We start from the raw sequence: 12209 nt of genomic DNA on the forward strand, positions 1-12209 counted from the left end.
TTGACACCACGTCAATATAACAATGTGAACTCTTGTTTCATCACATAGATGGATAAGAAATTGCTGCTATAAAGAAACAGTAGTAACGAGAGATGTTAGTGTCTGATCAGAAAAATAACTTATTTCAGGGAGAAAAAATGAAGCATGTATTTAAGAATACATTGCCGGTCGCAATCTTGGCGAGTGTTGCGATGACGTCAGTCGCTTCAGCTTCGGAACATGGTACTGAGGCGGAAGCGCAGGAGATGGTGAAAAAGGCTGTGGCGCTGGTGAAGTCTGCGGGGACGGAGAAAGCTTATAAAGCATTCACCGAGCATCCTGATGCGACGTTTAATTATAAAGATCTGTACGTTTTTGTGTATGACTTTGAGGGAAATTGCCTGGCACAGGGGGCGAATGCCAAAATGGTTGGCAAAAATCTGTTGTCGATGAAAGATGTTGATGGCAATGCCTTTATCAAAGGGATGATCGATACCGTCAAGGCGTCTTCAAAAGGCTGGTACGGTCCGTACAAATTTAATAATCCGGCGACGAAATCGTATGATCTGAAACGTTCTTATTGTGAACGCGGTGCCGGCGATACGATTGTGTGCGTTGGTACCTACGTCAGCAAATAATTTGCCTCTGAAATCGCCCGTCGTCGATCAGGATTGCATACGCGATTTCAGATGTGGGCTGAGTAAAACGCTGTTCCGTGAATAATCATTCCGGAACAGCGTTTTACTTTGAACGATAGAAAAAATCCTGAGCTAAAGGCGCTAAAATGGTGTGATTGACGAAATCGGTATGCCTGAGCATACGCACCCATGAGCATCATGTCCCAGTATAAAATTCCTGAATCTGTGCTGGTGGTGATTTACACCCCGGCACTCGATGTACTCTTGATTGAACGCGCTGATAAACCCGGTTTCTGGCAATCCGTCACCGGCTCGAAAGATACGCCGGACGAAGCCCTGCTTACCACCGCTATACGCGAAGTGGCAGAAGAAACCGGCATCGATGCCACGCAGTTTGTGCTAAGCGACTGGCAATTATCGAACGTCTATGAAATTTATCCTGTCTGGCGCCATCGTTACGCTCCCGGCGTCACCCATAACACGGAACACGTGTTTGGCTTATGTGTCAGCCCGGACGTCACGGTGCGACTGGCACCGCGTGAGCACTTGCAATATCAGTGGCTACCGTGGAAAGCAGCTGCAGACCGCTGTTTTTCTGCATCGAATGCAGAAGCAATACTGTTGCTGCCGGAACTGACCCGGAACTGAAATGATGAAGCTACGCATTGCGACCTACAACATACACAAAGGTGTCAGCGCTTTTGGCAGGCATGAGCGCATACACAGCATTAAAGAAGCGATTGCCGCGCTGGATGCGGATATGGTATTCCTGCAGGAAGTGCAGGGACAGCATGATATGCATGCCAGGCGGCATATCAGCTGGCCGCAGGAGGGGCAGCATGAATTTCTGGCCGGTGCCTCGCATCATGTCGCGTATGGTATGAATGCGGTTTATGAGCACGGACATCACGGTAATGCCTTGCTCAGTCGTTTTCCGATTACCACACATGTGAATCACGATGTCTCTGATCATGCGTATGAACAACGCGGCATTCTGCATGCCGTGGTGCGTGCAGGGCAGGTGGATATTCATTGTTTTGTGATCCATCTGGGATTATTTGCGGCCAGCCGCAGGCGTCAGATTCAGGCGCTGATTGACACCATACAGCGTGATACACCAGTGGATGCGCCGCTGATTATTGCCGGTGATTTTAATGACTGGAATCAGCGTCTGAGTGGCGCATTGTATGAACAGCTGGGCGTGGTTGAAGCTTTTGATGTGGACGGTCAGCATGGCGCTGAGAAATTTCAGCGCAAGGGTTTCGCTCATTTATTTTCGCAGTCAGGCGCTGCTCATGCCCGCACATTTCCTGCGGGTTTTCCTTGGCTGTGTCTGGATCGCGTCTATTTGCGTGGCTTTCAGATCGCTGCAGCCAATGTGATGACCGGCGATCCCTGGCGCAAATTATCCGATCACGTTCCTATCGTGGCGCATCTTGAATTGCGTCATCTTCGCTGATGTGCTGAGGCATGAAAAAGCTTCATTACATCGATGGTAATGACGTACGGCTCCTGCATTCCGGCGGAGAGTATTTTTCTGTCTTGCTGGCGGCGATAGCGCAGGCGCAACACGAGATCTGTCTCGAAACCTATATTTTTGCCAGTGATGATACGGCAACGCAGGTACGTGATGCCCTGATCGCAGCAGCGCAGCGCGGTGTTGTGGTACGCGTGGTGATCGACTGGCTGGGCAGCGGGCGCGATCAGGCCTTGCGACTGACGGCGTTGCTGGTGGCGGCCGGTGTTGAGTGCCGTTGCTTTAATCCGTGGTTCCGGCGCGGCTGGGCGCGCACTCACAGAAAAATCTGTGTGATCGACAGGCAACGTGCGTTTCTCGGTGGCTTCAATATTATCGGTGACGATATTTCCGACGATGGCTGGGCAGATATTCTGCCATTTCCGCGCTGGGATTTTGCTGTTGCGATCAGTGGGCCGCTGGTCACGCATATTCATCTGGAAGCCGATGCGCAGTGGCGCCGCGCCGGCCGGCTTGGTCTGCTGTCACGTATCGGTCTGATCCGTGATCTCCGTAGCGATGCAAAAGTCTCACGCAGCCAGCTTCGACACCTTAGCCGCGCGGCGCTGGTGGTTCGCGATAATCTGCGTAATCGCGCGACCATACAGAAAGCTTATTTGCATGCGCTGGGCAATGCGCGCCGGAGCGCGGTACTGGTGACGCCCTATTTTGCCCCGGGCAGAAAATTCCGGCGTGCCCTGATTTCAGCAGCGTCACGCGGGGTGAACGTGACGCTGCTGATCGGGGTCAATCAGTTTCTTTTGCAGGATGCAGTCGCACATTCGTATTACCCGAAATTACTGGTAGAAGGCGTGCGCATCGTTGAATACAGAAAAACGCAATTGCATGCGAAAGTAGCGGTGATTGACGACGACTGGGCAACCGTCGGTTCCAGTAACTTCGACGGACTGAGCCTGTTTGTCAATCACGAGGCGAATGTTGTGATTCGTGACAAGCATTTTAATCATCGTCTGAGGGCTGAACTGCAGCAAGGCATCAACGACGGTGTTGAAGTATTGCTGGAGGATTATGTCAATCGAGCCTGGTACCGGCGCGCCTGGTATGGCACTGTGTATCTGGTGTATCGCGGTCTGATGCGCATCGTCACGCTGGGTAGCTACGGATGAGGCTGCACGGCGTTGATTTCACTTCTGCACCGTCGAAACGCAAGGCGATCACCATCGCCAGCGGCGCGCTGCGATCCGGTGTTTTATGTCTCGACCACTTGCAATCCATATCCGATTTTGCCGCGTTTGATGCATGGTTAAAACATGACGGGCCGTGGCTGGCAGGCTTTGATCTGCCATTTTCTTTACCACGCGAATTGTTGACACATCTGCACTGGCCGCAGGAATGGTCAGCCCTGATGCATCATTTGACGACCATCACACGTGCAGAGATGCGGCTGCAATTCAAAGCTTTTTGCGACGCTCGTCCGGTCGGTGCTAAGTTCGCGCACCGGGCAACCGATATTCCGGCAGGCTCGTCGCCGTCGATGAAATGGGTTAATCCGCCGGTCGCGTATATGTTGCACGCGGGTGCGCCGCGCTTGCTGGCCGCCGGGGTCAGCATTCCCGGCATGGTTGCCGGTGATCCGCAACGCATTGCGCTGGAAGCTTATCCGGGCATGGTTGCACGCAGTATCACCAGCGCTTCGTATAAGAGTGACGATAAGGCGAAGCAAACGCCGGAACGTCGCCTTGCGCGTGAGCGTATCGTGGCTGCGCTGGAGCAGGGAGCTACCCCGTGGCAGATTCGGCTGGATGCCGGACAGTTCCGCGATGTGCTGATCGACGATGGCAGCGCCGATCAGCTGGACGCCGTGCTCTGTCTGATGCTGGCTGCATGGGCGTGGCAACGGCGTGAGCAGAATTATGGTTTGCCGGTATTTGATGCACTCGAAGGCTGGATCGTCGGCGCCTGAATCTGGTCTGGCAGAGGTCTGATTTGCGCCCAACTTCTGCCGACCTTGTATGACTATCCGGCGTCAGCATCGCTAAGTTGGTAATTCAGCGGTTTTTGACGCTAAATATACTCCCCCCTAGTATGTTTTAAAGCCCTTTATTCTCAAGGAGATGAAGGCGTTTTTAATAAAAACAGGGGGGAGTATCCTTAATTTTCCTCAGCGACACCCGTATCGGTGGTGGCGCGTATGCCACTGCTGATGAATTTCAGTAAATACGGTGCGGCATTCAGATTCAGCTTGTCGGTGCGCGGTGAGGTCACCAGACGTGGCAGACTGGTATCGACCACATGGTGTAACAGCGCTCCGAGCGTGAATTGATAACTCCAGCAAATGCTGTCGGCGCTGGCGTCAGGCAGCGCGTCTCGCAGTGCAGCGATAAATTCTTTCGCCATCGGTTCGTAAAAATCCTGATAAATACGTTCGCTGGCTTCGTGCTGGTCGATGGCACCGCGCATGACCATGCGGCAGAAATACTTGCCTTCTGGATGTTGATTCAGTTGCAGGGTCGGCAAAATGAAGGCGGCAATGACGGCATCAAGCATGTTGTCGTTCCTGGCTTGTTGGCGCGCGTGACGTAATTTGTCTAGGCGCTCGGCCAGATAGCTGCTGTGGTATTCAAAGATCGCGTGGTACAGCTCATTTTTTGCACCGAAGTAATATCCGACCAGTGCGACGGGAACGGCGGCTTCATGTGCGATGTCGCGAATCGACACACCTTCATAGCTCTGCGCTGCAAAGCATTTTTCGGCTGCGATCAGAATGGCACGCTTTTTGCCGTTTAAATCATCAACTGAGCTCATCACAGATCCCGAGGTGCAAACGTCTATGCCAACAGTAAGGTGTCGTGAATTGTACGGTCGTGCTAAAGCTTGTCTATGCGCGCTGCAACATAAGTCAGCGAATCCGTTGGTGTTCCGGTGAGGACTGTATAAAGCCCTTGTATTTGCGGTCGGGCTGCAATACATTGCTTCAAAATAGAATGAACGTACGGATCTGGCAGCAGCGACTCTGCAGTCGCCGGTCACACATCGCACAGCTGTGCCAGCCGTGAGCCCAGAGTGAGAGACATGAACGTCAAAACCGACAAAAGTGACAAAAGCGAAGCGACCCGCATCGATAAATGGCTATGGGCCGCGCGGTTCTTTAAAACCCGCAGCCTGGCAACGCATGCCGTTGAACTGGGGCGTGTTTTGCAGAACGAGCAGCGCATCAAACCCGCACACAGCGTAAAAACCGGCGATCTGCTCGAAGTACAACACGGTGAACAAACCTGGCAGGTCAGAGTGCTGCGCGTAGCGGATGTGCGCGGACCGGCCGCCGTTGCTCAGACTTTATACGAGGAAACGGCAGAGAGTCTGGCAAAGCGCAGTCAGGCGGCAGAAGACAGAAAATACTTCCGTGAACCAGCCGCGCAGTTGCAGGGGCGACCGACCAAACGGGACCGGCGACAGATCGATTTTACCCGTGGCTGATTTGAGGGAAGGCTCTATTGCAGAGTAGAGCAGCAGCGTTGACAGCGATGCTGTTGCGAGCGACATCTCAGAGAGGAATGTGGTTAATAATGCCCAAAAAATAGGCAGGCGGAACATCTGTAAAACAAATAGATACTCTCCTCTAAAGACGGAATCTGGTTTGACTTTTAATGCGCTCTGCTTAATAGTACGAGCGTTCGATTAATTCACTGGTTTACATGTTTTATGTAAGCAGGAAGCATTTCAATAAAAACAATGTAATATGAATATGACATCGAAATTCATGCGTAAGGGAGAACTGACTCGCGCCGCCATTCTGGATGTTGCACTCGACGCCGCCAGTCGTGACGGCATCGAAGGTCTGACGATAGGTTTGCTGGCCGATAAGATGAACATGAGCAAGTCCGGTGTTTTTGCGCATTTCGGTTCGCGCGAGGATTTGCAGATCGAAGTGCTGAAGCTGTATCACCATCACTTTGAACAGGAAGTGTTCTACCCGAGCATGAAAGAAGAGCGTGGTTTGCCGCGTTTGCAGTCGATGTTTGCATTGTGGATTAAACGTGTGACGGTTGAAATTGCCTCTGGTTGTATTTATATCAGTGGTGCAGCCGAATACGATGATCGTCAGGGACCTATCCGTGATGAACTGGTCGGCATGGTGAAAGCCTGGCAGGGCGCATTGCACCGCGCTGCAAGTCAGGCGATCCAGCTTGGTCATCTGAATGCCAATGTGGATGCCGATCAGATCGTGTATGAAATGTATGGACTGATACTCGCTCTGCATCATGATGCGCGGTTTTTGCGCAAACCTGGAAGTGTGGACCGTGCTCAGGCCGGATTTGAACGAATGATCGAATATTACGCGCCAGCGGCTTCAAAAGACTGAGGTCACTGTCGTCAGCTTGTGTTTTTGTTGTAAGCCAAATTTTGTTTCTCAATCTAATGTACTAACTTTGCCGTCAGGAGAAAATTATGGGTCAATATATCGCTCCATTGCGTGATATGCAGTTCGTGTTGCACGAATTATTGAATGTTGAATCTGAACTCAAGCAACTGCCTAAGCATGCTGAAGTGGATGCCGACATCATCAATCAGATTCTGGAAGAAGGCGGCAAATTCAGTTCTGAAGTCATTTTCCCGCTGAACCATTCCGGTGACCGCGAAGGTTGCCACCACGATAAAACAACTCACACTGTTACGACACCAAAAGGCTTTAAAGAAGCCTACAAACAGTACGTAGAAGCGGGTTGGCCAGCATTGTCCTGCGATCCGGAATTCGGTGGTCAGGGTTTGCCAGTCGTCATCAATAACTCTTTCTATGAAATGCTGAACTCGGCGAATCAGGCATGGACTATGTATCCTGGCTTGTCGCATGGCGCTTACGAATGTATTCACGAACACGGCACACCTGAGCAAAAAGCGCTGTATCTGCCTAAGCTGGTTTCCGGTGAGTGGACTGGTACGATGTGCCTGACCGAGCCACACTGCGGTACGGATCTGGGTTTGCTGCGTTCTAAGGCAGAACCGCAAGCAGATGGTTCTTACAAAATAACGGGCGCGAAAATCTTTATTTCTGCCGGTGAGCACGATGTTGCTGAAAATATCGTTCATCTGGTACTGGCACGTTTGCCGGATGCACCAGAAGGCTCCAAAGGTATTTCCCTGTTTGTTGTGCCTAAGTTCCTGCCGAATGCCGATGGCACACTGGGTGCGCGCAATCCGATTTTCTGCGGCGCGATCGAAGAAAAAATGGGTATCCACGCTAACTCCACTTGCCAGATGAATCTGGACGGTGCGACCGGCTGGCTGATTGGTGGCCCGCACAAGGGTCTGAATGCGATGTTCGTGTTCATGAATGCTGCTCGTCTCGGCGTCGGTATGCAAGGTCTGGGTCTGACTGAAGTCGCGTATCAAAACGCGCTGGTCTATGCGAAAGACCGTATCCAGATGCGCAGCCTGTCCGGCGTGAAAGCACCGGACAAAGCCGCTGACCCGATTATCGTTCACGCTGACGTGCGTCGTATGTTGCTCACAGCGAAAGCCTATGCTGAGGCTGGTCGTGCATTCAGTTCCTACGTTGCGCTGCAACTGGATAAAGAGCTGAATCACCCTGACGAACAAGTGCGTAAAGACTGTGCAGATGAAGTTGCGTTGCTGACACCGGTCATCAAAGCCTTCATGACCGATAACGCATGGACTGCGACCTCCGAATGTCTGCAAGTCTATGGCGGTCACGGTTTCATCGCTGAATGGGGCATGGAGCAATACGTACGTGATGCCCGTATCAACATGATTTACGAAGGTACAAACACTGTTCAGTCACTCGATTTACTGGGTCGCAAAATCCTGATGGACAATGGCGCGAAACTGCGTAAATTCGGCGCGAAAGTGCAGGCATTCGTGGAAGCGAACGGTACCGACGAGGCACTGGCAGAGTTCATCACTCCGCTGGCTGAAATCGGCGACAAAGTGACGAAGCTGACGATGGAAATCGGCATGAAAGCCTTCCAGAATCCGGATGAAGTCGGCGCTGCTGCCGTACCTTACCTGCGTGTGGTTGGCCATCTGGTGTACAGCTATTTCTTCGCACAAATGGCAAAAATCGCTCTGGCAAAACAAGATTCCGGCGATACCTTCTACAAAGCGAAACTGGCAACAGCACGTTTCTACTTTGCCCGTCTGTATCCTGAAACAGCGATGCTGATCCGTCAGGCACGTTCCGGCTCCGCTAATCTGTTGTCTCTCGAAGCAGATCTGTTCTGATGCGGTAAGACTCTCCCGTTAAACGGAGAGTCTTACCGTTAGCGGATGAATGTCATCAGATTGAAGCTCTTCGGTAGCAGAATATCCACCGAAGTTGCTTCATCTGTCACTCGTTCCAACCTCTCTCCGAGGTCCGCATCTGAAAAATTTGCTTTTCGTTGTTTTACGAAATTAACCGAGGTTAAAAATGACCAATTTCATCGTTAAAAAAGTCGCCGTTCTCGGCGCCGGCGTTATGGGTGCGCAAATTGCAGCACATTGCGTCAATGCAAAAGTACCTGTCGTTCTGTTTGATCTGCCTGCTAAAGAAGGTCCGAAAAACGGCATCGTTCTGCGTGCGATCGACAACCTGAAAAAGCTCAATCCTGCTCCTTTGGGCAACAAAGATGATGCCGCTCTGATCGAAGTCGCTAATTACGAAGACAACCTCGACGTACTCGCTGGTTGCGATCTGATTATTGAAGCGATCGCTGAGCGTATGGACTGGAAACATGACCTGTATAAAAAGGTCGCACCACACATTGCACCAAACGCGATTTTCGCTTCCAACACATCCGGTTTGTCCATCACGGCCTTGTCCGAAGGCTTCGATGCAGAACTGAAAGCGCGCTTCTGCGGCGTGCATTTCTTCAACCCACCACGCTATATGCACCTGGTGGAACTGATTCCTACCGTGGCTACCCGTGCAGAAATCATTGATCAGCTCGAAGGCTTCCTGACAACGACGCTGGGTAAAGGCGTGGTACGTGCGAAAGACACACCAAACTTCATCGCGAACCGCGTCGGTATTTTCGGTATGCTGGCAACGATTTATGAAGCAGAAAAATTTGGTCTGACCGTTGACGTTGTTGATGATCTGACAGGTAAAAAACTCGGCCGTGCATCGTCCGGTACTTTCCGTACTGCTGACGTGGTTGGTCTCGATACCATGGGTCATGTGATCAAGACCATGCAGGATAACCTCGCAGACGATCCGTTCTTCGCAGTCTACAAAACACCGGAAGTATTGGCGAAGCTGGTCGCTGCTGGTGCTCTCGGTGCCAAAACCGGTGCTGGTTTCTACAAAAAAGTAGGCAAAGACATTCAGCGTCTGGATTTTGCGACGACACAATATGTCACTGGTGGCGCGAAAGCGGACGACGTTGTTGCCCGCATGCTGAAAGAAAAAGATCCGGTCAAGAAAATGAAGACCCTGCGTGAATCGACCAATGTACAGGCACAGTTCCTGTGGGCGATTTTCCGCGATGCTTTCCACTATATCGCTGTGCATGGCGCAACGATTGCCGACAATGCACGCGATATCGACTTCGCAATGCGCTGGGGTTTCGGCTGGCAGGTAGGTCCGTTCGAAACTTGGCAGGCATCCGGCTGGCAGGAAGTGGCAGGCTGGGTCAAGGAAGATATCGACGCTGGTAAAGCATTGTGTAATGCACCGTTGCCAGCGTGGGTATTCGATGGCCGCACAGGCGTCCACACAGCCGAAGGCTCATGGTCGCCAGCAAGCAGCACTTATGTACCGCGTTCCAAACTGGCGGTGTATGACCGTCAGGCGTTCCGTGCTCCTGTGCTCGGCACCGGCGCAGCGACTGGTGCAACTGCTGGCACAACATTCTTCGAAGATGACTCCGTCCGTATCTGGCATCAGAACGATGACGTGCTGATTCTGTCGATGAAAACGAAGATGCACGTAATTGGCCCGGGCGTCATCGAAGGCATGGAAAAAGCGATTGCTGAAGCCGAGAAAAACTTCAAAGGTCTGGTGATCTGGAGCGCGGATGCAGCTGACGGCGGTGCGTTCTCTGCGGGTGCTGACCTGCAAGCGATGCTGCCGTTGTTCATGTCCGGTGGTGTAAAAGCGATCGAGCCTGCGATTTCCCGTCTGCAAAATGCGCATCAGGCATTGAAATACGCGAACATTCCTGTCGTGGCAGCCGTTTCCGGCCTGGCACTGGGTGGTGGTTGCGAATTGATGATGCACGCAGCAAAACGCGTGGCGTCGATCGAATCCTATATTGGTCTGGTGGAAGTCGGTGTTGGTCTGGTTCCTGGTGGCGGTGGCTTGAAAGAAGCCGCAGTACGTGCTGCGGCGGATGCGAAAGGCACAGACTTACTGCAATTCCTGAAAAACTACTTCACCAATGCAGCGACAGCAGCGGTATCCAAATCTGCGCTGGAAGCGAAGAAAATGGGTTACCTGTCTGACAGCGATGTCATCGTGTTCAACCCTTATGAATTGCTGCATGTGGCGAAGGTGGAAGCGCGCGCGATGTTTGACGCAGGCTATCGTGCACCGATGAGAAAGCTGGTGCCGGTCACTGGCCGTCATGGCATTGCAACGATAGGCGCACAACTCATCAATATGCGTGATGGTGGCTTTATCTCCGCACATGACTTCAAACTCGGCAGAATGATTGCAGAAGTGGTATGTGGTGGTGATATCGATAATGGCAGTCTGGTCAGCGAACAATGGTTGCTCGACATGGAACGTAAAGCGTTTATGGAATTGCTGAATCATCCTAAAACGCAAGAGCGCATTATGGGCATGATGCAAACCGGCAAACCAGTACGCAACTAATCGGAGTACTCAAAATGACTAAACAACTTCAAGACGCATATATCGTCTCTGCTACACGTACGCCGATCGGCAAATCCGGTCGCGGTATGTTCCGTAACACCCGCCCTGACGATCTGTTGGTGCGTGTACTGCAATCAGCAGTGGCACAGGTACCTAACTTCGATCCGAAACTGATCGAAGACGTGATCGTTGGCTGCTCATTTCCGGAAGGCGCTCAGGGTCTGAATCTGGCGCGTATGGGCGTGCTGCTGGCAGGTTTGCCTAACACGATCGGCGGCGTGACGATCAATCGTTACTGCGCGTCCGGTATTACAGCCGTGGCAATGGCGGCTGATCGTATCCGCGTCGGTCAGGCTGACGTGATGATTGCTGCCGGTGTTGAATCGATGTCCATGGTTCCTATGATGGGTAATAATCCATCCATGAATATGGCGATTCTGAAAGACGAAAATGCCGGTATTGCTTACGGTATGGGACTGACAGCAGAAAAAGTTGCTGCGCAATGGAAAGTATCGCGCGAAGCGCAAGATGCCTTTGCTTTGCAATCGCATCAACGTGCAATCGCTGCGCAAAATGCGGGCTATTTCGATGCAGAAACCACCTCCGTGGATATTATCGACCGTGTGCCGAATCTGGCGACCGGCGAAATCGAACTGAAAACCCGCACCGTCACACGCGACGAAGGTGCACGTCCTGATACGTCAATGGAAGGTCTGGCAAAACTGAAAGCTGTGTTCGCCGCCAAAGGCAGTGTTACCGCCGGTAACAGTTCCCAGACTTCTGACGGTGCAGGCGCATTGTTGATCGTCAGTGAAAAAATTCTTAAACAGTTCAATCTGACACCGTTGGCACGTTTCGCCTCTTTCGCAGTCCGCGGCGTACCACCGGAAATCATGGGTATCGGTCCTAAAGAAGCGATTCCAGCGGCATGTAAAGCCGCTGGCATCACACAAGATCAGATCGACTGGTTTGAACTGAATGAAGCGTTTGCTGCACAATCGCTGGCAGTGGTGCAAGACCTCGGTCTCGATCCAGCCAAAGTGAATCCTATGGGCGGTGCGATCGCCTTGGGTCACCCGTTGGGCGCAACTGGCGCGATCCGTTCGGCAACTACCATCCATGCATTGCATCGTAACAACCTGAAATACGGTATGGTGACGATGTGTGTTGGTACCGGTATGGGGGCTGCAGGTATTTTCGAACGTATGTAAGCGTTAAGCCCGGTCGAAATCAAAGCGCGCAGAATACTTGTTCTGCGCGTTTTTTTTAAAGCGATGTTCCGTCGTTGCACTGAACTGAA

General features: G+C 52.0%; 11 protein-coding genes. 10 read left to right on the forward strand and 1 reads right to left on the reverse strand.

Features of this window, described 5'->3' with window-relative positions:
- The first annotated feature begins 137 nt into the window (after positions 1–137).
- The 5 genes from ACOTSW_RS02275 (at position 138) to ACOTSW_RS02295 (ending at position 4057) form a co-directional block, all read left to right on the forward strand.
- Positions 138–617 (forward strand): cache domain-containing protein, encoded by a 480-nt coding sequence (locus tag ACOTSW_RS02275; protein WP_423680776.1) that lies wholly within the window; start codon positions 138–140, stop codon positions 615–617.
- Between the two features lie 198 nt (positions 618–815).
- A complete protein-coding gene (gene nudB, locus ACOTSW_RS02280; RefSeq protein ID WP_423680777.1) occupies positions 816–1265 on the forward strand; it encodes a dihydroneopterin triphosphate diphosphatase in 450 nt (149 codons plus the stop codon).
- Between the two features lie 4 nt (positions 1266–1269).
- Complete coding sequence (locus ACOTSW_RS02285) at positions 1270–2076, forward strand: endonuclease/exonuclease/phosphatase family protein (protein WP_423682235.1); 807 nt, start codon at positions 1270–1272, stop codon at positions 2074–2076.
- Positions 2077–2087: 11 nt separating this feature from the next.
- Positions 2088–3260 carry a cardiolipin synthase ClsB gene (gene clsB, locus ACOTSW_RS02290; protein WP_423680778.1) on the forward strand — a complete coding sequence of 391 codons (1173 nt, stop codon included), beginning with the start codon at positions 2088–2090 and terminating at the stop codon, positions 3258–3260.
- Positions 3257–4057, forward strand: a complete 801-nt coding sequence (locus tag ACOTSW_RS02295; RefSeq protein WP_423680779.1) for a DUF429 domain-containing protein — start codon at positions 3257–3259, stop codon at positions 4055–4057. The genes clsB and ACOTSW_RS02295 overlap by 4 nt, the downstream gene beginning before the upstream one ends.
- 188 nt (positions 4058–4245) lie before the next feature.
- On the opposite strand, the gene ACOTSW_RS02300 is transcribed toward ACOTSW_RS02295, so the two are convergent.
- On the reverse strand, positions 4246–4899 hold the full coding sequence (locus tag ACOTSW_RS02300; protein WP_423680780.1) for a TetR/AcrR family transcriptional regulator: 654 nt from the start codon (positions 4897–4899) through the stop codon (positions 4246–4248).
- 267 nt (positions 4900–5166) lie between these two features.
- Here ACOTSW_RS02300 and ACOTSW_RS02305 point away from each other — a divergent pair, with 267 nt between their 5' ends.
- The 5 genes from ACOTSW_RS02305 to ACOTSW_RS02325 all read left to right on the forward strand — a co-directional run bounded on the left by ACOTSW_RS02305 (position 5167) and on the right by ACOTSW_RS02325 (position 12120).
- Complete coding sequence (locus ACOTSW_RS02305; protein WP_423680781.1) at positions 5167–5571, forward strand: RNA-binding S4 domain-containing protein; 405 nt, start codon at positions 5167–5169, stop codon at positions 5569–5571.
- 283 nt (positions 5572–5854) lie between these two features.
- Positions 5855–6457 carry a TetR/AcrR family transcriptional regulator gene (locus tag ACOTSW_RS02310; RefSeq protein ID WP_423682236.1) on the forward strand — a complete coding sequence of 201 codons (603 nt, stop codon included), beginning with the start codon at positions 5855–5857 and terminating at the stop codon, positions 6455–6457.
- Positions 6458–6543: 86 nt separating this feature from the next.
- Positions 6544–8334, forward strand: a complete 1791-nt coding sequence (locus tag ACOTSW_RS02315) for an acyl-CoA dehydrogenase C-terminal domain-containing protein (RefSeq protein WP_423680782.1) — start codon at positions 6544–6546, stop codon at positions 8332–8334.
- Positions 8335–8521: 187 nt separating this feature from the next.
- Positions 8522–10909 carry a 3-hydroxyacyl-CoA dehydrogenase/enoyl-CoA hydratase family protein gene (locus ACOTSW_RS02320; protein ID WP_423680784.1) on the forward strand — a complete coding sequence of 796 codons (2388 nt, stop codon included), beginning with the start codon at positions 8522–8524 and terminating at the stop codon, positions 10907–10909.
- A gap of 14 nt (positions 10910–10923) precedes the next feature.
- A complete protein-coding gene (locus ACOTSW_RS02325) occupies positions 10924–12120 on the forward strand; it encodes an acetyl-CoA C-acyltransferase (RefSeq protein WP_423680785.1) in 1197 nt (398 codons plus the stop codon).
- Positions 12121–12209 lie beyond the last annotated feature (89 nt).

Source organism: Undibacterium sp. WLHG33, assembly GCF_049544815.1.
Lineage (GTDB): Bacteria > Pseudomonadota > Gammaproteobacteria > Burkholderiales > Burkholderiaceae_D > Undibacterium.

Coding starts and splice junctions, on each gene's coding strand:
- ACOTSW_RS02275 (WP_423680776.1), top strand. CDS start 138: ATGAAGCATGTATTTAAGAATACATTGCCGGTCGCAATCTTGGCGAGT.
- nudB (WP_423680777.1), top strand. CDS start 816: ATGTCCCAGTATAAAATTCCTGAATCTGTGCTGGTGGTGATTTACACC.
- ACOTSW_RS02285 (WP_423682235.1), top strand. CDS start 1,270: ATGAAGCTACGCATTGCGACCTACAACATACACAAAGGTGTCAGCGCT.
- clsB (WP_423680778.1), top strand. CDS start 2,088: ATGAAAAAGCTTCATTACATCGATGGTAATGACGTACGGCTCCTGCAT.
- ACOTSW_RS02295 (WP_423680779.1), top strand. CDS start 3,257: ATGAGGCTGCACGGCGTTGATTTCACTTCTGCACCGTCGAAACGCAAG.
- ACOTSW_RS02300 (WP_423680780.1), bottom strand. CDS start 4,899: ATGAGCTCAGTTGATGATTTAAACGGCAAAAAGCGTGCCATTCTGATC.
- ACOTSW_RS02305 (WP_423680781.1), top strand. CDS start 5,167: ATGAACGTCAAAACCGACAAAAGTGACAAAAGCGAAGCGACCCGCATC.
- ACOTSW_RS02310 (WP_423682236.1), top strand. CDS start 5,855: ATGCGTAAGGGAGAACTGACTCGCGCCGCCATTCTGGATGTTGCACTC.
- ACOTSW_RS02315 (WP_423680782.1), top strand. CDS start 6,544: ATGGGTCAATATATCGCTCCATTGCGTGATATGCAGTTCGTGTTGCAC.
- ACOTSW_RS02320 (WP_423680784.1), top strand. CDS start 8,522: ATGACCAATTTCATCGTTAAAAAAGTCGCCGTTCTCGGCGCCGGCGTT.
- ACOTSW_RS02325 (WP_423680785.1), top strand. CDS start 10,924: ATGACTAAACAACTTCAAGACGCATATATCGTCTCTGCTACACGTACG.